This is a genomic window from Sphingomonas pruni NBRC 15498 (genome assembly GCF_001598455.1).
GTDB classification, from domain to species: Bacteria; Pseudomonadota; Alphaproteobacteria; order Sphingomonadales; family Sphingomonadaceae; genus Sphingomonas; species Sphingomonas pruni.
The window spans coordinates 1-23,920 of the sequence record NZ_BCYZ01000047.1; the positions used below are offsets into that span (position 1 = coordinate 1).

The 23,920-nt window shown below is 64.1% G+C and carries 20 protein-coding genes and 1 tRNA gene; 7 read left to right on the forward strand and 14 right to left on the reverse strand.

The features are described from left to right. Window positions 1-91 precede the first annotated feature (91 nt). The 6 genes from SPR01S_RS13940 to rpiA all read right to left on the reverse strand — a co-directional run bounded on the left by SPR01S_RS13940 (window position 92) and on the right by rpiA (window position 6,819). On the reverse strand, window positions 92-838 hold the full coding sequence (locus tag SPR01S_RS13940) for an HAD-IIB family hydrolase (RefSeq protein WP_066590454.1): 747 nt from the start codon (window positions 836-838) through the stop codon (window positions 92-94). Next, window positions 835-1,659 (reverse strand): Cof-type HAD-IIB family hydrolase, encoded by an 825-nt coding sequence (locus SPR01S_RS13945; RefSeq protein ID WP_066590455.1) that lies wholly within the window; start codon window positions 1,657-1,659, stop codon window positions 835-837. Before SPR01S_RS13945 ends, SPR01S_RS13940 begins: the two co-directional genes overlap by 4 nt. Then, window positions 1,656-2,642: a phosphogluconate dehydrogenase (NAD(+)-dependent, decarboxylating) gene (gnd, locus tag SPR01S_RS13950; protein WP_066590456.1), complete on the reverse strand. Its 987-nt coding sequence runs from the start codon at window positions 2,640-2,642 to the stop codon at window positions 1,656-1,658. The genes SPR01S_RS13945 and gnd overlap by 4 nt, the downstream gene beginning before the upstream one ends. Window positions 2,643-2,769: 127 nt before the next feature. Beyond that, window positions 2,770-3,882: a transaldolase gene (gene tal, locus SPR01S_RS13955; protein WP_066590457.1), complete on the reverse strand. Its 1,113-nt coding sequence runs from the start codon at window positions 3,880-3,882 to the stop codon at window positions 2,770-2,772. An 83-nt stretch (window positions 3,883-3,965) separates the two neighbouring features. Further along, window positions 3,966-6,038 (reverse strand): transketolase, encoded by a 2,073-nt coding sequence (gene tkt, locus SPR01S_RS13960; RefSeq protein WP_066590458.1) that lies wholly within the window; start codon window positions 6,036-6,038, stop codon window positions 3,966-3,968. Between the two features lie 100 nt (window positions 6,039-6,138). Further along, on the reverse strand, window positions 6,139-6,819 hold the full coding sequence (gene rpiA / locus SPR01S_RS13965) for a ribose-5-phosphate isomerase RpiA (protein ID WP_066590459.1): 681 nt from the start codon (window positions 6,817-6,819) through the stop codon (window positions 6,139-6,141). A 172-nt stretch (window positions 6,820-6,991) separates the two neighbouring features. On the opposite strand from rpiA, the gene SPR01S_RS13970 reads away from it, so the two are divergent. From SPR01S_RS13970 to SPR01S_RS13985, 4 genes are all read left to right on the forward strand, one after another. Continuing rightward, complete coding sequence (locus SPR01S_RS13970) at window positions 6,992-7,411, forward strand: DUF2946 family protein (RefSeq protein ID WP_066590460.1); 420 nt, start codon at window positions 6,992-6,994, stop codon at window positions 7,409-7,411. Window positions 7,412-7,509: 98 nt separating this feature from the next. After that, entirely contained in the window at window positions 7,510-9,693 is a 2,184-nt protein-coding gene (locus SPR01S_RS13975; protein WP_066590461.1) for a TonB-dependent receptor, read from the forward strand. Between the two features lie 188 nt (window positions 9,694-9,881). After that, entirely contained in the window at window positions 9,882-10,151 is a 270-nt protein-coding gene (locus tag SPR01S_RS13980) for a CopG family ribbon-helix-helix protein (protein ID WP_066590462.1), read from the forward strand. Continuing rightward, window positions 10,148-10,441, forward strand: a complete 294-nt coding sequence (locus SPR01S_RS13985) for a type II toxin-antitoxin system RelE/ParE family toxin (RefSeq protein ID WP_066590463.1) — start codon at window positions 10,148-10,150, stop codon at window positions 10,439-10,441. Before SPR01S_RS13980 ends, SPR01S_RS13985 begins: the two co-directional genes overlap by 4 nt. 58 nt (window positions 10,442-10,499) lie before the next feature. Here SPR01S_RS13985 and SPR01S_RS13990 read toward each other — a convergent pair. Further along, window positions 10,500-10,576: transfer RNA gene (locus SPR01S_RS13990), tRNA-Arg, on the reverse strand. Window positions 10,577-10,658: 82 nt separating this feature from the next. On the opposite strand from SPR01S_RS13990, the gene SPR01S_RS13995 reads away from it, so the two are divergent. Then, window positions 10,659-11,153, forward strand: coding sequence for a hypothetical protein (locus tag SPR01S_RS13995; RefSeq protein ID WP_066590464.1), 495 nt, complete (start codon window positions 10,659-10,661; stop codon window positions 11,151-11,153). A 1-nt stretch (window position 11,154) separates the two neighbouring features. On the opposite strand, the gene SPR01S_RS14000 is transcribed toward SPR01S_RS13995, so the two are convergent. From SPR01S_RS14000 to SPR01S_RS14015, 4 genes are read right to left on the reverse strand one after another with little or no spacing between them, the layout of a single operon-like run. Then, window positions 11,155-11,685, reverse strand: coding sequence for a GNAT family N-acetyltransferase (locus SPR01S_RS14000; RefSeq protein ID WP_066590465.1), 531 nt, complete (start codon window positions 11,683-11,685; stop codon window positions 11,155-11,157). Then, a complete protein-coding gene (locus SPR01S_RS14005; RefSeq protein ID WP_066590466.1) occupies window positions 11,682-12,233 on the reverse strand; it encodes a GNAT family N-acetyltransferase in 552 nt (183 codons plus the stop codon). Before SPR01S_RS14005 ends, SPR01S_RS14000 begins: the two co-directional genes overlap by 4 nt. Continuing rightward, a complete protein-coding gene (gene hemB, locus SPR01S_RS14010; RefSeq protein ID WP_066590484.1) occupies window positions 12,230-13,219 on the reverse strand; it encodes a porphobilinogen synthase in 990 nt (329 codons plus the stop codon). The genes SPR01S_RS14005 and hemB overlap by 4 nt, the downstream gene beginning before the upstream one ends. Before the next feature lie 51 nt (window positions 13,220-13,270). Next, window positions 13,271-14,740, reverse strand: a complete 1,470-nt coding sequence (locus tag SPR01S_RS14015) for an MATE family efflux transporter (protein WP_066590467.1) — start codon at window positions 14,738-14,740, stop codon at window positions 13,271-13,273. A gap of 158 nt (window positions 14,741-14,898) precedes the next feature. On the opposite strand from SPR01S_RS14015, the gene SPR01S_RS21965 reads away from it, so the two are divergent. Continuing rightward, window positions 14,899-15,168 (forward strand): hypothetical protein, encoded by a 270-nt coding sequence (locus SPR01S_RS21965; RefSeq protein ID WP_157082261.1) that lies wholly within the window; start codon window positions 14,899-14,901, stop codon window positions 15,166-15,168. Between the two features lie 378 nt (window positions 15,169-15,546). On the opposite strand, the gene SPR01S_RS14020 is transcribed toward SPR01S_RS21965, so the two are convergent. Further along, the gene (locus SPR01S_RS14020) at window positions 15,547-18,312 is read right to left on the reverse strand and encodes a valine--tRNA ligase (RefSeq protein ID WP_066590468.1); all 2,766 of its coding nucleotides are present in this window, start codon (window positions 18,310-18,312) and stop codon (window positions 15,547-15,549) included. Between the two features lie 76 nt (window positions 18,313-18,388). Here SPR01S_RS14020 and SPR01S_RS14025 point away from each other — a divergent pair, with 76 nt between their 5' ends. Continuing rightward, window positions 18,389-19,597: a retropepsin-like aspartic protease gene (locus SPR01S_RS14025; protein WP_066590469.1), complete on the forward strand. Its 1,209-nt coding sequence runs from the start codon at window positions 18,389-18,391 to the stop codon at window positions 19,595-19,597. Here the strand turns inward: SPR01S_RS14025 and SPR01S_RS14030 are convergent. Both SPR01S_RS14030 and SPR01S_RS14035 read right to left on the reverse strand, forming a co-directional pair. After that, window positions 19,553-20,935 carry a serine hydrolase domain-containing protein gene (locus tag SPR01S_RS14030; RefSeq protein ID WP_066590470.1) on the reverse strand — a complete coding sequence of 461 codons (1,383 nt, stop codon included), beginning with the start codon at window positions 20,933-20,935 and terminating at the stop codon, window positions 19,553-19,555. The genes SPR01S_RS14025 and SPR01S_RS14030 overlap by 45 nt on opposite strands. A gap of 32 nt (window positions 20,936-20,967) precedes the next feature. After that, a complete protein-coding gene (locus SPR01S_RS14035; protein ID WP_084251197.1) occupies window positions 20,968-23,862 on the reverse strand; it encodes a TonB-dependent receptor plug domain-containing protein in 2,895 nt (964 codons plus the stop codon). Window positions 23,863-23,920: the final 58 nt, after the last annotated feature.

A 23,920-nucleotide genomic window follows, 5' to 3' on the forward strand; every position in this document is an offset into this window, starting at 1 on the left:
ATGTCCCGTCCTCGCGGCTGCGCCGCTGCGGCCCCTCCACCACCGCCTCCGGCGGCGGTCCCCCTCCCCATCTGCGATGGGGAGGATTTATTCAGTCCTTCAACACCGTCGCCACGGTCGAGATCACCAGCCGGGTCTGCTCGATCTCGTCGACCTTGATCGTGTCGAGCCCCATTTCCTTGGCCGGATAGTCGTTCCCGCCCGGGAAGATGGCATCGCCGACGAACAACACCTCATCTTTGCCGACACCGGCGACGGGCAGCAGCTTGGTCAGCCCGTATTGCTTGTCGACCCCCTTGCGGGTGATGTCGATCGAGGTCGAGCCACCGATATTGATCGACAAGTCGGGGAGCGCCTGGCGCAGCCGTTTTTGCAGAGCCTCGCGCTTCGAACGATCAGCGTCCCAATTGTTCTTGGCGATGAGTGGCGCCTCCTGTCCAAGCCCCGAGAACGTGATCTGGCTGCCGCGGTCCTCGATACGGTCGCCCCAGGTCTGGCCTTCGTCGAGCCCCTCCGCCTTTACCGCATCGTCGAGCGCCGTCTCGATCTGATGGCGCTCATCCGCCGAGAACAATTCGGCGTAGACCGGCTTCCACTCGCCCGACCAGCGGTAGAGCTTGGTCCCGGTCGTCGGCTGGATGAACAAATTGGCGAGCTTGGCGCGTTCGGGCAGCCGCGAGACGACCTGCTTCTCGAATTGAGGCCAGTCGCCGCCCGAGATGATGTCGACCAGACAGACGTCGAGCAAATCCGCGATCCGCTCCGCCATGTCGTCGTCGAGCGGTTGCTTGCTGAGCGCGAGCGTGCCGTCGAGATCGAAAGCGACGAGCTTCTTCATGCCGCCGCTCGCGCAAGCACGAACGCCTCGATCGCGTGCGCCACACCGTCCTGCTCGTTGCTCGACGACACAAAATCGGCGGCGGACTTCACCGTGTCGGGCGCCTGCCCCATCGCCACCGACATGCCGGCACGCGCGAACATCGCGATGTCATTGTCCATATCGCCGAACACCGCGACATGCGCGAGGTCGACGCCGAGGATAGCGGCGAGCTCGGTGACCCCCTCGCCCTTGTTGGCGTGAAGATCGGTAACATCGAGATAATAGGTCTGGCTCTGCCCGATCGTGGCGCGCTGCCCGAACAGGGCAGCGCCGCGATCGGCGAGGTCCTTGAGCACCGGCGCATCGTCGCTGACGAAAGTGATCTTGTCGGCGCGATCGTAGAACTCGCTGAAATCGTTGCGCAGGATCGGCTCCTCGTTCGAGGCGACGCGCTCGCGATCGACATGGAGACCGGCGAGATTGGAAGCATACCATTTGCCATCGGCGAAGACCCAGCGGTCGACCGGGACCCCCTCGGCGAGCGCGAACATGCCGCGCACCGTCTCGGGGTCGATACGATGCCTGGTGATCAGGCTGCCGTCCGGGCGGAAGACAATCCCGCCATTGACCGCCGCCAAAGGAATATCGATCCCCAGCGGCGCGATCAGCGGCAATACACCCGACACCGGACGCGCGCTGATCAGGGTGAAGGCAACGCCCGCCTGGCGCAGCCGATGAACCGCGGCGATGACCTGGGGACTGAGCGACTTGTCCTTGCGGACCAGAGTGCCGTCGACGTCCGAAATGACCAGTCGGATCGCTGGACCGACTTGCGTCACTGCGGCATCTCCACATGCCCGCCGAACCCGAAACGCATCGCCGAGAGCAATTTGTCGCCATAAGTATGTTCGACGCGGCTGCGATAGCGCGCGAACAACGCCGCGGTCAGCACATGCGCGGGCACCGCTTCCTCCATCGCCGCTTCGATCGTCCAATGACCCTCGCCCGAATCGGCGACGCGGCCGGTGAACTGGTCGAGCGCCTGATCATTGGCCAATGCCTGCGCACACAGGTCGAGCAGCCAGGACGAGATCACCGACCCGCGCCGCCATACTTCGGCGATGTCGGTGAGATTGAGGTCGAAGCGCTCATCCTCGGGCAATTGCTCCGAGACCTTGCTCTTCAGGATATCGAAGCCCTCGGCATAGGCCTGCATCAGGCCGTATTCGATTCCGTTATGGACCATCTTGACGAAATGCCCGGCACCGGCCGGACCGGCATGGATATAGCCCTTCTCCGCGCGCGGATCCTCGCCTTCCTGCGCCATCCGATTGGGCGTGCGCGGGATCGTGCCGAGACCGGGGGCAAGCGTGTCGAAAATCGGGTCGAGATGGCGCATCACTGCGTCCTCGCCGCCGATCATCATGCAATAGCCACGTTCCAGGCCCCAGACACCGCCCGAGGTGCCGACGTCGACATATTTGAGGCCCTTCTCGGCCAGCGCTTTCGAGCGGCGGATGTCGTCCTTGTAAAAGGTATTGCCGCCATCGATGATAATGTCGCCCGGCGAACAGAGTCCGGTCAGCGCCTCGATCGTGCTTTCGGTCGGCGCTCCGGCCGGCAGCATCACCCAGAAGACGCGGGGGCTGTCGAGCTTGCCCGCCAACTCCTCCAGCGACCCGGCGCCGATACCGCCATCGGCGACGATTTCCTTCACCGCTTCGGGCGCGCGATCATAGACGACCGTCTCGTGATTGCCGCGCATCAAACGCCGCGCGATATTGCCACCCATGCGGCCCAGGCCGATGATTCCAATTTTCATGTGAGTCTCCGAAAGCACCGACTGAGTCCAGCGTCACCCCGGCCTTGTGCCAGGGTCCAATTCTCCACGGGCGACACCGCTTGAGGCCCGTTGGATGCCGGGACTGGCCCGGCATGACGACGGAGGATCAGGTCGCCTCGGCAGGATGCTTAGCCGCGATCGAGGCGAGCAGGTCGTCGAACGCCTTGGAGAAGGACGCGACGCCTTCCTCCACCAGTGTCTCGGTCACGCCCTGCAGGTTCAGGCCGAGGCGTTCGGCATCCGCCAGCACCTTCTTTGCTCCCTCGACATCCTGGCTCAGCGTCTCGGCCGCGGTGCCGTGGTCGCGGAACGCGTCAAGCGTCTTGGGCGGCACGGTATTGACCGTGTCGCGGCCGATCAGCGTGTCGAGATAGAGAACGTCCGAATAATCGGGGTTCTTGGTGCCGGTCGAGGCCCAGAGCAACCGCTGCGGCATCGCGCCCTTGGCAGCCAGCGCCTGCCAGCGATCCGACTGGATAAAGTCCTGATACCAGGCATAGGCCGCCTTTGCGTTGGCGATCGCGACCTTGCCCTTCAGCGCCTTCGCCTCGTCGCCGCCAGTGCCGGTATCGATCGCGTCGTCGATCTTGGTGTCGATCCGGCTGACGAAGAAGCTCGCCACGCTGGCGATGCGGTCGATCGGTTCGCCGCGCGCGGCGCGTTTCTCGAGACCCTCGACGAACGCCAGCGCGACTGCCTTATAGGCCTCGATCGAGAACAATAGCGTCACGTTGATGTTGACGCCCTTGTCGATCGCCGAGGCGATCGCGGGAACGCCGGCGGGCGTTCCGGGGATCTTGACCATCAGATTGGGCCGGTCGACCGCCGTCCAAAGCCGCTCCGCTTCGGCGGCAGTCTCATCGGTGTCGTTGGCGAGATAGGGCGACACTTCCAGGCTAACATAGCCGTCCTTGCCGTTCAGCCGGTCATAGACCGGACGAAGCGTGTCGGCGGCGGCCTGGATGTCCTGGATGGCGAGATGCTCGTAGCGCTCCATCGCCGACGCGCCGGGATTGGCCTTGTCGAATTCGGCAAGCTCGGCGTCATAGGCGTTGCCATGGCCCATCGCCTTTTCGAAGATCGACGGGTTGGAGGTCACGCCGGTGACGCCGTCTTCCTCGACCAGCTTCTTCAGCCCGCCCTCGGCCAGCAGCTTGCGGTCGATGAAATCGAGCCAGATCGCCTGACCGAGTTTTTCCAGATCGTTGATCCGTCCCATATGTCTTTCCTTCTGCGTAACCCCAGCGATAGCTAGGGTCTCATGCGGCACGAGATCCCAGCTTTCGCTGGGATGACGGCCCGTTATTTGCCAATCAGTTCCTTCGCCCTCTTCACCACATTCTCGACCGTGAACCCGAACTTGTCCTGCAGGCCGGCAAGCGGTGCGGACGCGCCAAAGGTCGACATGGTGATCGTCGAGCCCTTGGGACCGACATAGCGATCCCAGCCCATTTCCCCGGCCATCTCGACCGCGAGACGGGCAGTGACGCCGGCGGGGAAGACGCTGTCCTTATAGGCCTGGTCCTGCAGTTCGAACCTGAACCAGCTTGGCATCGACACCACGCGTGCCGCGACCCCTTCGGCCTTGAGCTGCTCGTAGGCCTTGGCCACCAGGCTGACCTCCGAGCCGCTCGCGATCAGGATCACTTCGGGATTATCACTATCGGCGAGGATATAGGCGCCCTTCGCGACGCCATCGGCGCTGGAATATTTCGAGCGATCGAGCGTCGGCATCGCCTGACGCGACAGAACGAGCGCGGTCGGGTGCCGGCCATCAGCCATCAGCGCGCGCCAAGCGGCGGCGACCTCGTTGGCGTCGCCGGGGCGGATCGTATCTATCCCCGGCGTCGCGCGCAGCATCGCGAGCTGCTCGATCGGTTGATGCGTCGGGCCGTCCTCGCCGACGCCGATCGAATCGTGAGTGAATACCCAAACCGTGCCCAGCTCCATCAGCGATGACAGTCGGACCGGCGGACGCATGTAGTCGAGGAACACGAAGAAGGTGGAGCCGTAGGCGCGCAGATGCGACAGCGCCATGCCGTTGACCACCGCGCCCATGCCGTGTTCGCGCACGCCGAAGTGGAAATTGGTGCCGCCGTAATTGTCCGCCTCGAACGATGACGCATTCTTGATGTCGGTCTTGGTCGACGGCGCGAGATCGGCCGAACCGCCGAGCAGCCACGGCACTTTGCCTACGATCGCGTTGAGCACCTTGCCGCCCGAATCGCGCGTCGCGAGGCCCTTTTCGTCGGCATCGAAGGTCGGGATATCGGCATCCCAGCCGTCGGGCAGCTTGTCCGACAGGATCAGGTCGAGTTCCTTGCCGAGATCGGGATAGGCCGATTTGTACTTGGCGAAGCTGGCTTCCCACTCCTCGCGCAACGGGCGGCCGCGGTCGGCGATCGCACCGTTGAAGTGCTTCTCTACGCCATCGGGAACGTAGAAGTCCTTTTGCGGCCAGCCATAAGCGTCCTTGGTCGCCTTGACGTTGTCGACGCCGAGCGGCTCGCCATGCGCCTTTTCGCTGCCGGCGCGCGGACTGCCCCAGCCAATCACCGAATGCACGACGATGAAGGTCGGTTTGTCGTCGGTCTTGCGGAATGTCTCGAGGGCCTGTGTCATCGCCGCGCAGTCATTGGCGTCGTTCACATGGATGACGTTCCAGCCATAGGCCTCGAACCGCTTGCCGACATCCTCGTCGAAGGCGAGCGCGGTATCGCCCTCGATCGAAATGTGGTTGGAATCGTAGATCCAGCAGAGGTTGGACAGCTTGAGGTGCCCGGCAATCGACGCTGCCTCGGCCGAAACGCCCTCCATCATGTCGCCGTCGCCGCACAGCGCATAGACGTCATGATCGAACAACGTGAAACCGTCCTTGTTATAGCGCGCCGCGAGCCAGCGCTCGGCGATCGCCATGCCGACCGAATTGCCGCAGCCCTGCCCCAGCGGACCGGTCGTCGTCTCGACGCCGGTGGTATGGCGATATTCGGGGTGGCCAGGCGTCTTCGAACCAAGCTGACGGAAATTCTCGATATCGTTCAGGCTGACCGCTTCCTTGCCGGTCTTCTTGCCGGCGCCGTCGACTTCCTCGATCCCGGCGAGATGGATCAGCGAATAAAGCAGCATCGAGGCGTGGCCGACCGACAGGACGAAGCGGTCGCGATTGGGCCAGGTCGGCGCCGACGGATCGTAGCGGAGGAATTGCGACCAGAGCGTATAGCCGACAGGCGCCAGCGCCATCGGCGTGCCCGGGTGTCCCGAATTAGCCTTTTGCACCGCATCCATCGACAAGGTGCGGATAGTGTCGATGGTCAGGCGCTCGATCGAGCCATCCTCTTTCAACTGATCCACGTCGGCGGTCTGGGTATCGGACATTCTTCTCGGGCTCCCGCTTCGGGTGGAGGAACGCGCAGGCCGCATCGCGGTTGCGCCATTTCCACGCCCTATATGGGGAGCATCGCGCGCATGCCACCCGTCAGGTGGTATTGCGTTCCATTTTCGTAACGGTTCCCCCGCCGGCGACATAGGCAGCGTCGACTTCGCGCAGGAACAGGCCGTGTCCCATCACGCCGGGAATCGCCTGCAGCGCGACCGTGAGCCCGGCCGGATCCGGGAACGAGGCGAAGTGGCAGTCGAAAATGACATTGCCCTGATCGCTGCGCCACGCGCCTTCATCGGCCATGCGCAGGACGGGTTCGGTTCCCAGCGCCGCGAGCCGGGCAGCGACGAAGCTGCGTGCGAACGGCAAGACCTCGACCGGCAGCGGCGCGGCGCCGAGCCGGTCGACCCGTTTCGTCGCGTCAGCGATCACGACCATCCGATCCGACGCCTCGGCGACGATCTTTTCGCGCAACAACGCGCCGCCCGCGCCCTTGATGACGCGCAGCGCGGGATCGATCTCGTCGGCGCCGTCGATCGTCAGGTCCAGCCGCGATGCGAGCGCGAATCGCCCGATCGGAATACCGCCATCGCGCGCCGCTTGTTCGGTAGCGATCGACGTCGCGAAAAACACTGCCTTGCGGAGTTCCGGCAGGCGCGCGGCGATCGCCCGGATCGCGAACGTCACGGTCGATCCGGTGCCGATGCCGACCAGCATGCCGTCGCGGATTTCGGCGACCGCGGCATCGGCGGCGATCCTCTTGTCGTCGTCGATCATGGATGCGGGCCTAGCGCGAAACCGTGGGCAGGCAAACGCCCATCGTACCGCGGCGCGCCGCGATTATAACCCGGCGGTATGGTGCACCGCAACGAAACGGCTTGATTCATGTAACAATGCAACATAGCACGGCGCGACCGCAACCCGTTCGTCGAACAACCGGCCGGAGATTATGGCGACTATAGCAAGGCGCATCGGCAGCACGTCGCGCCCGCCCCATTCGGGGCGGCGGCTCGGTGCTGGCTGGGTCGCCGTGCTGCTGGCCATGCTGGTGGTGTTCTCGTGGCAGAGTTTCTTCGCCGAGACCCACAATCATTTTGCCCGTGCGCAGATCTCGACGAATGCCGGCCCGACGGGCGCCGTTGCAAAGTCGTCTTCCGATCAGAATTCGCCTTACGATTCCCCGGCCAATTGTCCGATCTGCCGGGAAATCGCGCAAAGCGCCGCCTATCTGCCGCCGACGCCGATCGTCCTTCCCGCGCCTGAGGCGTTACTCGTCTGGCTCGTCGCCGGATTAACGTTCGGACTGATCCTCGAACGGCGCTCGCTCGGCTGGCATAGTCGCGCACCCCCGACCCCACTCCAGGCCTGACATTATCGCCGCGATGCGAAGGCACGACTCATCGTGCCCGGTCGCGTCCCGTGGATTCCGCCGCGAATCCGCGACCAAGGTTCCCGGAGTTAATTCGAATGCGACATCTTTTCCTGCTGGGCGCGGCATCCGTCGCGCTGTTGCCCGCCATCGCCAACGCCCAGGACGCGCCGGCCAATCCACCGCCGGCTGCCCCCTCCCCCGCGCCTGCCCCCGCGTCTTCGGGCCAGCCGGGGGACATCGTGATCACTGCGCAGCGGCTCGACGCCGCGCGCGACGCCATCCTCCCCTCGCTCGGCGCGAGTGCGTACACGATCGACAAGGCACTCCTCGCCAAGCAGCCGGGCGGCGCCAATGTCAGCCTTGTTCAGATCCTGTCCCAGGTACCGGGCGTAACGCTCGACAGCTATGGCGCCGTGCATGTCCGTAACGAGCACGGTAACCTGCAATACCGCTTGAATGGCGTGATCGTGCCGGAGAGCATCTCGGGCTTCGGCCAGACGTTCGATCCCAGGATCGCCGATTCGGTCGAACTGATCACCGGCACATTGCCCGCGCAATACGGATATCGGACCTCGGGCGTGGTAAGCCTGAAGACGAGTTCCGGCGGATTCGCGAACGGCGGAGACATTGGTTATTACGGCGGTAGCCGTAACACCATCAATCCCAGCGCGTCGCTCCATGGGTCGAGCGGGCCGTTGAGCTATTTCTTCTCTGGCAGTTATCTGCAGAACGATCTCGGCGTCGAGAACCCGATCGCGACGCGCGACGCGATCCACGATCGCACCCGCCAGTATCGCGGGTTCGGCTATGTTTCGGCCATTCTCTCCGATACCAGCCGGCTCACCGCGTTCGGCGGCACCTCGATCGGCTACTTCCAGATTCCCAACAATCCCGGGCAGACGCCCGTGTTCACGCTCAACGGTCAATCGACGTTCGATTCGGCCAAACTCGATCAGAATCAGCGCGAGATCACGCATTACGGCGTGCTGGCCTATCAATATGCTGGCGGGGCGCTCAATTTCCAGGTCGCACCGTTCGTGCGCTATTCGCAGACGCGGTTCACGCCAGACCCACAAGGCGGCGACCTCATCTTCAGCGGCGTTGCCGATCGGTCGCGGCTGTCGAGCCTGGCCACCGGCATCCAGGCGGACGGCAGCTACAAGCTGTCAGACACGCATACGCTGCGTTTCGGGCTGTTCTTCCAGAACGAGCGCACCCGGTCGCTGGTGACGTCGCGCGTGTTCGCAGTCGATACCGATCCTGACGGGAACGTCGTCCAAACGTCGGACATTCCAATCACGATCACCGACAAGGGCGGCCGCAACGGGCAGCTTTATGGTGTCTATCTCCAGGACGAATGGTCGCTGACCCCGACGCTGACGCTGAATTATGGCGCCCGCTTCGACGCTGTCAGGGCCTATACGAACGAGCAGCAGGTCAGCCCGCGCATCAACTTCGTCTGGAAACCGGGTGGCGGCACGACTTTCCACCTGGGCTATGCGCGCAACTTCACACCGCCGCCCCAAGAGTTGATCGCAGCGCCGACGCTGGCACTGTTCGCCGGCACGACCAAGGCGCCCACGCTCACCATGGCCGATCCGGTGCGCGCCGAGCGCGAGCATTATTTCGATGCCGGGCTCGAGCAGTACCTCCTGCCAGGTCTCAAGGTCGGGATCGACGCTTACTACAAGATCAAGCGCAACCTGCTCGACGAAGGCCAGTTCGGCACCTCGCTGGTGCTGTCGCCGTTCAACTACGCCAAGGGCTATGCCTGGGGCGTGGAACTGAGCGCCAATTACACCAAGGGCCCGTTCGACCTCTACGCCAACGTCGCCCGCGGCAGGGAGAAAGGCCGCAACATCGTCTCGAGCCAATATTTCTTCGCGCCGGATGAGCTTGCTTACATCTCCAACCATTACATCTTCACCGACCATTCGCAGAACTGGACGGCATCGGGCGGCGGCAGCGTCACGATCCATGACGGAATCGGCACGCTCGTTCCGGCGGTCGATTTCCTCTATGGCGACGGTCTGCGCGCGGACGATCCCGCCGGCATCGTGCCCAATGGCGGCAAGTTGCCCTCATACGTCACCGCCAATATCGGGATCGCGCAGAATTTCGACGGGCCGGGCGTGCTCAAGGGGCTGTCGATCCGCTTCGATGTCGTGAACCTGTTCGACAAGAGCTACCTGATCCGCGACGGATCGGGCGTGGGTGTCGGTGCACCGCAATATGGCGCGCGGCGCGGCTTCTTCGCGGGCATCACCAAGAAGTTCTGAGCAAGGATCGGGGGGCGTGCCGGTGGCGCGCCCCGCCTGAATTGCCAGCCGCCGCGGCGCGTCCGTGGCGGCTGGCGGCGCGTCGCCGATAATCTATCCAATGCGCGGGAAGTCCCAAACCAACCGTCCGCCTTGCCTTTGCCGGCCTCGCGATTATATTTTAATCGGGCTGATTGAAGGTGACGAAAATGGCTGCCGAGACCAAGGTATTGACCGCTCACGTCCCCTTGGGGCTCGCGGAAAAAGTTGAGGCGATGGCATCGCGCCTCGAACGGTCGCGCGGTTGGGTGATGAAGCAAGCCCTCGCGGCTTGGGTCGATCAAGAGGAGGAGCGTCATCGGATGACGCTCGAAGCCCTGGAGGATGTCGACGCCGGCCGAGTAATCGACCCTGAGGCGATTCAGGCATGGGCCGCCAGCCTCGGCACGGACAAGCCACTTCCCTCCCCGGTCAAATGAAAGTCCAGTGGACCGGCAAGGCATCTTCGGACCTTGTGCGCTTGCACGATCACCTGAGCCCGGTCGCACCCGAGGCAGCGGCGCGCGTGGTCCAGCAACTCGCCCACGCGCCTGGCCGGCTGCTGGAGTATCCGAGGATCGGCGAGAAGCTTGAAGCCTATCAGCCGCGCGAGGTCCGCCGGATCATCGTCGGCAATTACGAGATACGTTATGAGATCGCGGCCGGAACGATCTTCATCCTGCGCCTTTGGCATTGCCGCGAAAATCGCAGCTTCGATCCGGAGGAATAGCCCAGACGGGTCAGGCTCTGGTTCCCCTGACGGGGAAATTTCTAGCCTGTCGGGGAAATGGCGCGCCCGGAACGATTCGAACGTCCGACCCTCAGATTCGTAGTCTGATGCTCTATCCAGCTGAGCTACGGGCGCCTGGGAGACGCGGCCTTTAGAGAGGTGTTTCGGGAAGCGCAAGTGCGTTGCGCCATAGTTTTTCGCCGCCTAGAGCGATGTCATGTCAAAGCGCATCGCGATACTTCTCACTCTCGGCCTCGTCGGCTGTACCGAAGCGCCCGGGGTCTATCCGTCGCTGGCGCTGCGGCCGATCGAATCGCGCTCGGACGCCGAACCCGAGGTTGTGACACCCGTCGCCACTCCGGATTCCGAACTCGACAAGAAGATCGCAGCGATCGACGCCAAGCTGGGCGCGTCCGAGGCGGCGTTCGCCGCCAGCGCCTCCACCGCAGAGAGTGCCGCGCGCAGTCCGGCCGCGCAGGCGGTGGGCAGCAACGAATGGGTGCGCGCCGAATCGGCACTGGCCGATCTCGATTCGCTCCGCGTCGCCACGCTCGGCGCGATCACCGACCTCGATCAGTTGGCCAGCGAACGCGGCGTCGTCGGCGATCCGCCTTATCCCGCGCTCGAAGACGCGCGTACGAAGGCGCAGGCACAATTGGACGCCCAGGAGAAGAAGATCGCCGCGATCAAGGCGATCCTGGGCGAAAAGTGAATTAGGGCCGCTTTATCCGGTAGACGATGTGCGGCTGCAACGGGTCGCCGAGCGGCACCGCCGGATGGTCGAAATCGCCGGCACGATCGCGCACCATGCCGAGCCGCTCCATCAGGCCCCAGCTGCGCGCATTGTCGATATTGGTCATCGCGGCGATGCCGGGCGCATCGGTGTTCGCCCAGCCCCAGGCGATCGATGCTTCGGCCGCTTCGCGCGCATAGCCCTGGCCCCAGGCCTCCCGCGCCAGCCGCCAGCCGATCTCGACCTGGTTGAAGAGCGGCGTGCCCTCGGGTCCCGGCTTGAGCCCGCAAAAGCCCAGGAACGCGCCGTCGGACTTTCGCTCGACCGCCCAGAAGCAATAGCCATGGCTGGCGATAAACCCGTTCTGGCGTTCCGCGGCGGCTTCGGCGTCCTCGCGGCTCAGCGGCGGCCCAAGATAGCGCATGACCTCCGAATCGTTGCACATGGCATGGAAGGGCGCGATGTCGCTGTCGCGCCAGCCGCGCAGGACCAAGCGATCGGTATCGATCATCGCCTCGCTCCCGCCGGCCGATCGATTGCATAGACGATCATGTCGCCGATCACATCGTCATTATCGAGATAGAGCGGGTGGCGGAAATCCAGTTCGGGCCGGCGCGTCATGCCGATCCGGATCATCAGGCCCCAGGACGGCGCATTGTCGGGATTGGTCCATGCCGCGATCGTCTCGGCCGGGGTATTCGCCCAGCCCCAATCGCGGCTGGCCTCGGCCGCCTCGCGAGCAATCCCCTGTCCCCAATGCTTCTCGGCGATGCGCCAGCCGAGCTCGTACATGCCGTCGACCGGCGTATCGGGATGTCCACCCAGCCTCAGCCCGCAAATCCCCGCCAATTGGCCATCGGCCTTGGTCTCGACCGCCCACATGCAATGGCCGTCGGCGGCCTGCTTCTCCATCTGGCGGTCGATCAGCCCGTCGATCTTCTCGCGCGGCGCGACGCCGCCGAAATGCTTCATCATCGCCGGCGTGTTGATGATCGCATCGAACGCATGCTTGTCGTCCTCGCGCCAAGGACGGAGGATGAGCCGAGCTGTTTCGATCATTTCGCCAGCAGCTTCGCCGCATGGAGCGCATGATAGGTCAGTACGCCCGAGCACCCGGCGCGTTTGAACGCCATCAGCGTCTCCAGCACGACTGCGTCGCGCTCGGCAGCACCGGCCGCGACTGCCGCCTCGATCATCGCATACTCGCCGGACACTTGATACGCGAATACAGGGATTTCGAAGCGATCTTTCACGCGAAGGATGATGTCGAGATAAGGCAAGCCCGGCTTGACCATGACGCTGTCGGCGCCCTCGGCGACGTCGAGCGCGACTTCGCGCAGCGCTTCCTCGGCATTGGCCGGGTCCATCTGATAGGTCTTTTTGTCGCCCTTCAGCAGCCCGCGCGAACCGACCGCGTCGCGGAACGGGCCGTAGAAGCCGCTGGCATATTTGGCGGCGTAGGACATGATCTGGACATTGACATGGCCCGCGCCCTCCAGCGCCTCGCGGATCAGCCCGATGCGACCGTCCATCATGTCTGAAGGCGCGATAATGTCGGCGCCCGCCCTCGCTTGGTTAAGCGCCTGACCGACCAGTACTTCCGCGGTGGCGTCATTGAGGACGTAGCCGCTCTCGTCGAGCAGGCCGTCATGGCCGTGGCTGGTATAGGGATCGAGCGCGACGTCGGTCAGCACGCCGATATCGGGCACCGCGTCCTTCAGCGCACGGATCGCGCGGCACATCAGATTGTCGGGGTTGAGCGCTTCCTTGCCGTCATCGCTGCGGCGATCGGGCTGCGTGTTGGGGAACAAAGCGATGCAGGGAATGCCGAGGTCGCGCGCTTCCTTCGCTCGTGCGACGATATTGTCGACCGACCAGCGCGACACTCCGGGCAGGCTGGCGATCGGTCCCTCGACTCCTTGTCCTTCGGCGATGAACAATGGCCAGATCAGATTGGCCGCGGTCAGGGTGTTTTCGGCATGCATCCGCCGGCTCCACGCCGAGGCGCGCGTGCGGCGGAGACGGATCGCAGGATAATGGCTCATGGCCGCGCATTTGAGCCCGCGCGCCGCCGCACGCAAGGGCGAAGCGACGGGTCAGCCCGTTGGATGCAATCGCCCGGCCGGCTCGCCGGAAGCGTGCGCCTGCTCCTCTCCTTCCGGCTCGGGCGGGACGATCAGCGATTGCTCGCGCCAGCGGCCGTTGCGGTAATACCAGGCGGCGAGCGACATCGAGACCATCGATCCGATCGGGAAGGCGTACCATAGAGCATCGGTGCCGATCAGCGGCTGGCCGAATATCGCGAAGCCCAGGCGAACCGGGTAGAAAGCGATCGCCAAAATGATCAGCGGCGGTATCGTCGCGCCGTTGGCGCGGACGGTCGAGAACAGCACCATCGTCACGCCGAACATCACGAAGGTCCAGCTGGAGATCAGCTGGATATGCCGCGCGATCGGGATCGCCGGGCTCCCGCTGCCGACGAACAGCGTCATCACCTGGCGGTCGAACAGGATGATCGCAGTGATGACGACCAAGGTGATGATCGTGTTGTAGACGATACCCGACCGCGTGATCGCGTTGACGCGTTCCCATTTGCCCGCGCCGATATTCTGTGCCGCCATCGAACTGACCGCCACGCCGATCGCCATCGTCGGCATCTGGATATAGGTCCAGAGCTGTTGCGAGACGGCATAAGCGGCGGCGGTGTCCACGCCGTGGCGGTTGACGAGGCCGATCATCGTGAGGCCGGCCGTCGACATGACCAGCATCTGCGCGCCCATCGGCAGGCCCTTGGCGATGATCGTCCTCACCAGCGCCTTTTCGGGGATCAGATAGCGCAGTTCACGTCCGCGCAGCCGGATCGGCAAATCGCGCCAATAGACGTAGATGAGCAACCCCGCCGACGAGACGATGCCCGCCAGCAAGGTCGCCGTCGCCGATCCGGCGATGCCCATCTTGGGGAACGGCCCGATGCCGTCGATCAGCAATGGGTTGAAGGTGCTGTCGATCGCCACGCTCAGGCCCATGAACCACAAAGGCGTCACCGAATCGCCGGTGCCGCGCAGACTCATCTGGATGAGCACGCCGAGCATCGAGAAGGGCAGACCCAGGAAGATCACGCGCAGATAGTCGCGAGCCATGTTCTGTGCCTCGCCGGGCGTCGCGAGCAACCGCAATATCTGCGGCGCGAACAGCCAGCCGAGGATCGCGATCACCACCGCGCCGCCCATCACCAGGCCGACCGCCGATCCGAACGCGCGTCGCGCTCCCTCGATGTCGTGGCGGCCGACCGACTGGCCGATCAGGATCGTCGCCGCCATGCCGAAGCCGAATACGGCCGAGAACATCAGGAACATGATGATGTTGGCGTTCGACGTCGCCGCGAGCGCGCTCTCGCCCAGGAAGCGCCCGACCCAGATCGAATTGATCGAGCCGTTGAGCGACTGGAGGATGTTGGAGGCGAGCGTCGGCAACGCGAAGGCGAGCAGGGTCGGACCGATCGGCCCGATGGTCAGGTCGCGGCGGCCTCCCGGGCCTCGCTGCTGCTGATGCGGCGGCTGCGCCACGTGTGGATGCCTTTCCTCGGCCCGCGTGGCCGGATTGATGATCGCTGGAGCGGGCCTCGATAGGGAAACCGCTGCCGTTCCACCAGCCCGTCAACCGCGATTTTCCCTTGGCCGGCGGGTCAATCGGTGGATAGCTTTCGTGGGAAGGAGACCGACGCGTGAGTGGCAATTCGGCAGGATCAGAAGACGAGACGTCGCCACCCAGCAAATTCCACGAGATTTATACGTCTCGGATATGGGGCGCGCTGATTTTTGTCGCCACTTTCGTAGTCTTGGGCTCGTCGGCGGCCGCAATAAGCTGGGCGTTTCCGAATTCCGGGACAAGCATTTTCATCCAGAAGAACTTCGACACCATCTTGGGCGTCTCTGTGGGGATAGTTGCGCTAGGCGTGGTCGTGAGCGGTTTTGTGCCGCGTTCGGACCGCTAGAATGGACCCGGTGCGGCCTCCTTGCCTTCTGTGACGCGGGGATCGTCTAGCAGAGGGGCAACATAATCCGTGCGAGCCTGTGTTGTTCCGATCCGATCGAACGACGGGTTGCCGAGTAAGGTATGGAGCAAGCCACCTCCGTCATCCCGGCCTTGTGCCGGGATCCGCCGGGCAGCTTGGTGAAAAGCTGGAAGCTCTTTTCCATCGCTCGCGGCGCCGCGGATCCCGGCACAAGGCCGGGATGACAATGGAAGCGTTTCAGCCACCCTTCTCCCCTCCCGCTTGCGGGAGGGGTCGGGGGGAGGGTCTGTCGAAGCATGGGCGTCATTGGCGGACACGCCCTCCCCTAGCCCCTCCCGCAAGCGGGAGGGGAAATGGTCAGCCCAACCTTGCCAGCGCCGCTGTCAGCCGTTCGGCCTCGGCCGATTTCTCGGCATGGTCCGCGCGTGCCTTCTCGACCGCCTCCGGCTTCGCGCGCTCGACGAAGCTGGGGTTGTTGAGGCGGCCCGCTAGGCTGTCGCGTTCCTTAGACGCCGCCTCGATCGCCTTGGTCAGGCGCGTACGCTGGGCCTCGACATCGATCGTTCCAGAGATGGGCATAACCAACTCAAGATCGTCTACAGGCACCCGTATGGAGGGAGCCAGCCGCGCCCCAAAAACGGGCTGAAAAGACACCTTTGCCATCCGGAGTATGGCATCCTGGTGGTTTACTAGTTTCTCCAACGTGTCCGCCGCTTCGCGCTCGATGTAGCCAATCAAACGCTGCCCCGGGGGAACTTCAAGCTCGACGCGTGCCGCGCGAATGTCGCTGACCAGTCGGATCAGCCAGTCGATCTCCTTGCCCGCCCCGGGATCGATCGCGCGGGCGTCGGCGATCGGCCACTTGGCGACGATAAGGTTATTTTCGCGCCCGCCGGGCCTCGACCACAATTCCTCGGTCACGAACGGCATGAACGGGTGGAGCATGACCAGGATCTGGTCGAGCACCCAGCCCGCCACCGCCTTGGTCTCGTCGTCGATCGCGCCCTTGATCAGCTCGAGATACCAGTCGCAGAACCGGCTCCAGGCGAATTGGTAGATCGAGTTGGCGGCACCGTCGAAACGGTAATCGGCCAGCGCGAGGTCGACCGCCTGCACCGTCTGGATCGTCTCGCCGATGATCCATTTGTTGACCGCGAGCGTGGCCTCGGGCGCTTCGATCGTCTTCGAAGCGCCGATCCCGTTCGACTGGCAGAAGCGCGCGGCGTTCCACAGCTTGGTCGCGAAGTTGCGATAACCCTCGACCCGCTTCTCATCCATCTTGATGTCGCGGCCCTGGCTTTCCATCGCCGCCATGAAGAAGCGCAGCGCATCGGCGCCATATTGGTCGATCAGCCCGAGCGGGTTGACGACATTGCCCTTCGACTTGGACATTTTCTGCCCGTCGGCGGCGCGCACCAGGCCGTGCAGATAGAGCGTGCGGAACGGCACATCGCCCATGAAATGCATCCCCTGCATCATCATCCGCGCGTCCCAGAAGAACAGGATGTCGAAGCCGGATATCAGCACGTCATTGGGGTAGCGGCCGTGGAGCTTGGGATCGGCGTCCTCGGGCCAGCCCATCGTCGCGAAGGGCCACAGCGCTGAGGAGAACCAGGTGTCGAGGACGTCGGGATCTTGCCACAGGATAAGCGTCTTATCATCATCGGCCAGCGTCTTACGCAACGCCTGCGCGGCCCGCTCATCTTCCACGACGATCGCCGACCCTCCCGTCAGGTCGAGCCCAGCGTCATCCTGTCCGATCGCTTGAAGCAAAGCGGCCTGCTCATCCTGAGCAACAAATATGCGGCCATCGTCGGCAAACCACGCCGGAATCCGGTGCCCCCACCACAATTGCCGGCTCACGCACCAGGGCTGGATGTTCTCCATCCAGTTGAAGAAGGTCTTTTCCCAGCTCTTCGGCACAATCTTGATCGCGCCCGACTTGACCGCCTCGATCGGCGCCTTCGCCAGCGTCTCGGCATCGACATACCATTGGTCGGTCAGCCACGGTTCGATCACGTCGCCTGAGCGGTCGCCGTAAGGCGTCTGGATCGTACGCGGCTCGGCGTCATGCTCGACGCCTTCCTTGTCGACATAGGGAACCAGGAGGCCTGCTTCCTTCAGCCGCTCGACCACCTGCTTGCGCGCCCAGAAGCGATCGATACCGAGCAGATCGTCAGGGATCAGCCCGTCGGCGGTCTGCGTGACCTGCGCCTTGGCGTCGAGCATGTTGAGCATCTCGCCGGCCTTCATGCCGGCGCGCTTGCCCACCTCGAAGTCGTTGAAATCGTGGCCTGGCGTGATCTTGACCGCGCCGGTGCCGAGCGCCGGGTCGGCATGTTCGTCGCCGATCACCGGAATCAGCCGGCCGGTGATCGGCAGCTTCACCTGCTTGCCGATCATCGCCTTGTAGCGCTCGTCCTCGGGATGCACCGCGACCGCCATGTCGGCGAGCATCGTCTCGGGCCGGGTCGTCGCCACCGTGATCGAGCCCGATCCATCCGCCAGCGGATAGCGGATCTGCCAGAAGCTGCCCTTCACTTCCTTGGTCTCGACCTCAAGGTCGCTGATCGCGGTGCCGAGGCCCGGATCCCAGTTCACCAGCCGCTTGTCGCGATAGATCAGGCCCTGATTGTAAAGGTCGACGAACACCTTGAGGACGGCCTTGGAAAAGCCCTCGTCCATCGTGAAGCGCTCGTTCGCCCAGTCCATCGAACAGCCAAGCCGGCGAAGCTGCTGAGTGATCTCGCCGCCGCTCTCGGCTTTCCATTCCCAGACCTTGGCGACGAATTCCTCGCGCGTGAAATCGGTGCGCTTCTGCTGGCGTTCGGCCATCTGGCGCTCGACCACCATCTGGGTGGCGATGCCGGCATGGTCGGTGCCGACCACCCAGAGAGCGTCCTTGCCCTTGAGGCGCGCGTGGCGGACCAGCACGTCCTGCAGCGTATTGTCGAGCGCGTGGCCGATATGCAGCGACCCCGTCACGTTGGGGGGCGGGTTGACGATCGTCCAGGGCTCCGCGCCCGGGCGATCGGGGTGGAACTGGCCGTTCGCCTCCCAATGCTGATACCAGCGCGTCTCGATCTCGGCGGGGTCGAAGGTCTTGGGCAATTCGGTGGTCATGCGCCGCCTTTACCCACTGTCCCCGGCGACACAAGCCGTGTACCACTTAGCTAAGACAGTCGATAGAGATGCCTCCATGATTCCGACGATCGCGCTGCTCCTCGCCCAGGCCGCTCTGCCCCAACCCGATCCCTATGCGCCGCCGCCGAGCCCGGGGACGGCGGAACGGCTGGCCTATGACGCCCAGTTTGGCGGTGGGGCCGAGAATGCCGCGATCGAAGCCTGGCTGCGGGCGAATGCCGATGCACCCGCGCCGGTGCGCGCGATGCTGTTCCACCGCCTGTGCAACGATTATGGCGTGACGGTCGGCGGTGCGAAACGCGTCGCCGCTTGCGCCGAAGCGAACAAGCTCGCTCCCGACGGCGAGGATGCCAGCGACGAGAAGATCGCGGAGGCCTTTCGCGACGCGCCGCCGATCCGCGCGCGCGGCGCTACCACGGTGCCGACCATCGCCAATCCGCTCGGCAGCAAGAGCGCGAACGTCACCGTCAACGGCATCACCCTGCCCTGGTTCATGGACACGGGCGCCGAGATTTCCGTCGTCACCGAAAGCACCGCCGCGCAGCTGGCAGTGCGCATCCTGCCCGGCTTGAGCGATGTCGGCACGTCGACTACCCGCGTGACCGGCAAGATGGGGCTGATCGACAGGGCGATGATCGGCGGCGCTACGGTCGAGAACCTGCCCGTGCTGGTGCTGCCGGACGCGATGCTGAAGCTTGGCAAGGATTACACGATCCCGGCCATACTCGGCCTGCCAGCCTTCGCCGCGCTCGGCCGGATTGCCTGGCTCGACGGCGGCACCAAGCTGTCGCTCGGCACCGCCGCACCACTGCCCAAGGGCAAGACGGTGCGCGTCTATTGGCACGAGGATGGGCTCGGCATCCCGATCACCACGCCGCTCGGTACCGCCGGCGCGCAATTCGACAGCGGCGCCGATTCGACTGCATTGCGCAGGCCAGGCCTTGCCTTGCTGACCAAGGATCAGCTCGCAAGCGCGGCGGAGCGCAACGCGACGATCGGCGGCGCCGGCGGCTTCGTCACCACCAAGGTCCGCGTGCTCCCCAAGCTCGACTATGCGATCGACGGCGTTCCGCTGCAGGCGCTGAAGGTCAATATGGAGGACAATGACAGCAGCGCCGGACGCGTCGGCAGCGACATGATCGTCCAGCTCAAAATGCTGACGATCGACTTCGCGACAATGACGCTACAGGCGGTGCCGCTCGAGAATACGGGCAGCGCGTCAGGGCAATTTGGCGAAGTGCAGGGTCACGCGCGGAATCGTTAGCGTGAAGCCCATGCCATTGTCGTCGAAACTCAACGTATAGCCTCGGCCCTTATATTGGCCGGGTCCGGTGGCTTCCAGCGGTTGCGGCGCGCCCGGCATGCCGTTGCGATCGGTCACGGTCACCGTACCACCGGCTTCTGTCAGAGCGATCGAATAGATCGCCTTGAGGTTGGGATTGCCGTAGCGGCCGTCGAGCGAAGATGGCGGAGCGCCTTCGCTCACGCGCGGTACGCTGCTGTCAAACGCGGCAAGCACGGCATCCGCGACTTTATCGGGGTTGTAGTCGCCATTGTTACAGAGCAGCGCCACGCCGAACCGCTGTTCTCGATTATAGCCGAACAGGGTCTTGAATCCCCCCGCTGAGCCGGTGTGGTGGAACCAGTGCGGGCCGATCAACAAGGCATTGCCATAGACCGGACCCTGCCCATGATCGCGCACCGGGATGCCGTCCGCGAACCGTCCCGGGGTCGTCATCAGCCGGGTCAGTTCCGGGGTCCAGACCTTATGTCCACTGTCGATATCGGCATACCATTTGCCAAGATCGTTGACCGTCGTGATCAACCCGCCACTCCCCCCGAACAGCGGGATTTCGTCGGTCAGCGTCACCTTGCCACCCTGCATTGTATAGCCCCGCGCGGCATTGGCGTCGGCACTACGGCTGCCCAGCATGACGTAGCTGCGGGTCATCCCCAGCGGCTTCAGCACATGCGCATTGACATAGGCCTCGAACTTTTCGCCCGAGACGCGCTCAACCAACTCGGACAGCAGCAGATAGCCGCCATTGGTATAGTCATAGGCGGTGCCGGGCTTGAACTTGGTATCCCGCTGCCGAAACATCTCGGCCAGCGCTTCGGCGCGGCTCGCACGAGAAAGCGGTTCGATCCCGTCGAGTTGCAGCAGGACGAGCGAATCGCGCACGCCACTCGTCATGTTCAGTAGGTTCTGGATCGTCAGCCGATCGGGATAAGACGGCAATTCGGGCAGATAATGATGCACGTCGTCGTCGAGCCGGACCTTGCCGGCCACGACCAATTGCATGAGCGCGGCGACGGTGAACTGTTTGGAGACCGAAGCGGCATAGAATTGCGTGTCGGCGTCGATCCGGCGTCCAGTCGTGACATCGGCATAGCCGTCGCTCACCAGCATTTCGGGCTTGCCGCCGCGAAACAGTCCGACCGCGCAGCCGGGCGCGGCAGAGCCCGCCGGCACGGCGAGCGCGGCTTTGACCGCGGCCGCCTTTGCCGATGCCGGCTCGGTCGGGCTCCCGGCCGAAGCGGGGGCCGTGGCAAATGACGCCGCGACAAGCGCGCACAGCGGCAGATATCCAATCCGAGTCACGCTACCCTCCCCTTTTTTTGCGGCGATCGATCTCAATATTTCACGCGTAGCCCGCCCATGAACTGGCGCCCGATCGTATCGTACAGCGCGCGCGTCGTGCCATAGCCGCCGGCGCCGGTGATCGGCGGATCGTTGTCGAACAGGTTCTGGACCGCCGCGAACAGCGCGACCTTGCTCCCCGCGCCACGCGGATGGAAGATCGTCAGCTCGCCCGAGACATCGGCATAGAGCCGCCCGTTGACAGTCAGTTTGTCGATGTTGCTGGCGGTCAAGGTACGGTCGATAAAGCCGCCGCCGACATAGCGCGCGGTAGCGCTCAGGCGCCAATCGCTAGCGATATAACTGATATTGGCGTTCGCCTTCCATCGCGGGTTGCCGCCTATGGCGGCGACGGTGGGCTGGACCACGCTGTCGTCCAGGCGGACGCGAACGGTGCCGTCATAAGTCTCCGTCTTGATCAGGTAATTGACCAGCCCCTGAAAGACGACGCGATCCCGGCCGACCGGCAGCACGTAGCTCATCTCGAGGTCGATGCCGCGAGTCATGGCATAAGCGAGGTTGGTCGGCCCGCTGAACACCGTGGTGATCAGCCCGCTATTGTCGCGAGTGATATATTGGCAGGCCGCCGTGTTGGTGGTGAAGCATTGCTGCACGATCGTCGCCGGTGTCAGCTGGATGATCGCCTTCTTGATGTCGATATTGTAATAGTCGACCGAGATGCTCAGGCGCGGAATGAAGCTTGGCGTCAGCACCACGCCGCCCGTGAAGGTCCGGGCGATTTCCGGCTTCAGGTTCAAATTGCCCGCGGTCAGCGCCGTGACCAGATAGCTTTGCCCGAGATAGCGCGGATCGAGATCGGTGACGGTCAGGAACGAACTGCCGCTCTTTTGATACAATTCGGCCAGGTTGGGCGCGCGTATGTCGCGGGATTCGGTCGCGCGCAGCCGGATCGAATTGTTGATCGTGTAATCGACACCCGCTTTCCAGGTCTCGACCGTGCCGGAGGTCGTGTAATTGGTAACGCGCCCGGCGACATCGACGCTCAGCCGCTTGCCGAAGGGTGAATCGGCCAGCAACGGGATCAGCAGCTCGCCGAACGCTTCCTTGACATCGACGCTGCCGGAATATGGCAGCGCCGCAGCGGAATAGGCGCCGGCCCGCGACGCGCTGTCGAAATCCACCCTCAGCGACTGGCTGCGATATTCGCCGCCCAGGGCCAGCGAGACCGGCCCCGCCCAGGTCGAGAAGGGTTCGCCGCGAAGCGTGAGCGACAGCTCGTCCTGCTCGATATCGTTGATCGTTTCGGCGACGCCGTTGACATATTTCAACGCCGGATTGTTGGGGTCGACCTTGCCCATGATGTTAAGCGGGATGCAGCCGTTGCTTGGCTTGGTCAGGGTCGACCGGCAGATCGCCGAGCCCGGATGCGCCGGATCGGCCACGGCGTCGATCGCCAGCGCGTAATTGGCGAGGATGCGGTTGTTGCGGCTGATATTGTCGTTGTAGTTGCGGCCGTGGCCGTAATAGCCGTCGAACGACCAGCTCTTGCCGAGCTCGCCATGCACGCCCAGCGTGATCTGATAGACGTCAGTATTGTAGCTGGTCAGCGTCCGCGCATTCTGATCGGCGAGCTTGTTGACCGTGATTGAGGAGGCCTTGTTGGCCGCCAGGGTCGCCGCCAGATCGGGCGGCAGATAGAAATTGTCCGCCGCGATCGTGTAGCTGAAGGTCGAGGGGATACCGTCCTGTAGCGAATGGAAATGGCTGTAGGAGCTCTCGATGAACGCGGTCCAGCCGGGCGCGACGTCGCCGCTCAGCTTGCCATAAGCGGTATAGCGCGTGATCGGCGTCGCCCCGACCTGGTCGGCCATGCCGTTCACGCCGTCCCCGCCCAGCGCCGTGCCCGAGGTCGTCATGGTGCCCAGTGAGAACGGCACCGCCTGACCGGCATCGTTGAACTGGATGCCCTTCAGATAGGCCGGCAGGCCGGTGATGGTGTTGATCGGGGAGCCGGAGCCGGGCCGGAAGGTAACGCCAGTGATGACGCCGTTAGCCGTCGAGTTGCTGTTGCGCAGGCCGCTGGTCACGAGAAGCTGGCGCGGTTGGCTCGGCGTACCGAGACCGCCATTGCCGGCATTGGGGTTGGCGAGCAGGCCGGCACCAGCTGCGGCCCAGCGCCGCGCGGACAAGCGGGCGATGCCATTATTGTCGGAATATTCGCCGGCCAGCACCAGGTGCATGCTATCGGTCAGCTTCGCACCGGCCGCCACCGAGATCAGCACGTTGCGGTAATCGCCCGCTCCGGCCTCGCCGGCCTGCAGCGTCGCCTTGAGCCCTTCCAGGTTCGCCTTGGTCTGCAAGTTGACCACGCCCGCCACGGCGTCGGCGCCATAAGCGGCGGAGGCACCGCCGGTGACGATGTCGACGCGATCGATCAACGCCTGGGGAATGTTGTTGAGGTTGACCGCGCCGGTCGGGTTGGACGGCACATAGCGCCGGCCATCGAGCAGCACCAAGGTACGGGCATAACCGAGACCACGCAGGTCGAGATAATTGCCGCCGACCTGAGTGCCGCCGCCGGCGTTGACCGCGCTGGTCGGGGTGAGCGAAGGCCGCAGCGCCGGCATCTGGTTGATCGCGTCGGCGACATTGGGCGCGGAAACCCGCGCCAGCGTGTCGGCATTGAGCACGGTGACCGGCGTCGGTGCGGTGAAACCGGTGCTGCGCACCAGCGAGCCGGTGACGACGATGTCCTTTTGCGGCTGATCGTCAGTCGGCTGGGCAGCGGGGGGCGCTTCCTGCGCGGTCGGTGCCGCATTGTCAGCGCTCGCGGCAAATGCTGACGGAGATACCAGCAAGATCGCGGCACTACCGGCAAGGTAGGCGTGGCGCAGACGCACGAGGTGGGAACACGAATGAAGTGCCATGATTTTCCCCCTGATGTTTATTTTGCTCTCGGTCGTATTGCCGACCGGGCAAGTGCAA

Bases quoted from the DNA above. Each gene is read 5' to 3' on its own strand.
- SPR01S_RS14025 (WP_066590469.1), top strand. From the start codon at position 18,389: ATGATTCCGACGATCGCGCTGCTCCTCGCCCAGGCCGCTCTGCCCCAA.
- SPR01S_RS13995 (WP_066590464.1), top strand. From the start codon at position 10,659: ATGTCAAAGCGCATCGCGATACTTCTCACTCTCGGCCTCGTCGGCTGT.
- SPR01S_RS14035 (WP_084251197.1), bottom strand. From the start codon at position 23,862: ATGGCACTTCATTCGTGTTCCCACCTCGTGCGTCTGCGCCACGCCTAC.
- SPR01S_RS14000 (WP_066590465.1), bottom strand. From the start codon at position 11,685: ATGATCGATACCGATCGCTTGGTCCTGCGCGGCTGGCGCGACAGCGAC.
- SPR01S_RS13980 (WP_066590462.1), top strand. From the start codon at position 9,882: ATGGCTGCCGAGACCAAGGTATTGACCGCTCACGTCCCCTTGGGGCTC.
- SPR01S_RS13975 (WP_066590461.1), top strand. From the start codon at position 7,510: ATGCGACATCTTTTCCTGCTGGGCGCGGCATCCGTCGCGCTGTTGCCC.
- hemB (WP_066590484.1), bottom strand. From the start codon at position 13,219: ATGAGCCATTATCCTGCGATCCGTCTCCGCCGCACGCGCGCCTCGGCG.
- SPR01S_RS14005 (WP_066590466.1), bottom strand. From the start codon at position 12,233: ATGATCGAAACAGCTCGGCTCATCCTCCGTCCTTGGCGCGAGGACGAC.
- SPR01S_RS13985 (WP_066590463.1), top strand. From the start codon at position 10,148: ATGAAAGTCCAGTGGACCGGCAAGGCATCTTCGGACCTTGTGCGCTTG.
- SPR01S_RS13970 (WP_066590460.1), top strand. From the start codon at position 6,992: ATGGCGACTATAGCAAGGCGCATCGGCAGCACGTCGCGCCCGCCCCAT.
- tal (WP_066590457.1), bottom strand. From the start codon at position 3,882: ATGGGACGGATCAACGATCTGGAAAAACTCGGTCAGGCGATCTGGCTC.
- gnd (WP_066590456.1), bottom strand. From the start codon at position 2,642: ATGAAAATTGGAATCATCGGCCTGGGCCGCATGGGTGGCAATATCGCG.
- SPR01S_RS14020 (WP_066590468.1), bottom strand. From the start codon at position 18,312: ATGACCACCGAATTGCCCAAGACCTTCGACCCCGCCGAGATCGAGACG.
- SPR01S_RS13940 (WP_066590454.1), bottom strand. From the start codon at position 838: ATGAAGAAGCTCGTCGCTTTCGATCTCGACGGCACGCTCGCGCTCAGC.
- tkt (WP_066590458.1), bottom strand. From the start codon at position 6,038: ATGTCCGATACCCAGACCGCCGACGTGGATCAGTTGAAAGAGGATGGC.
- rpiA (WP_066590459.1), bottom strand. From the start codon at position 6,819: ATGATCGACGACGACAAGAGGATCGCCGCCGATGCCGCGGTCGCCGAA.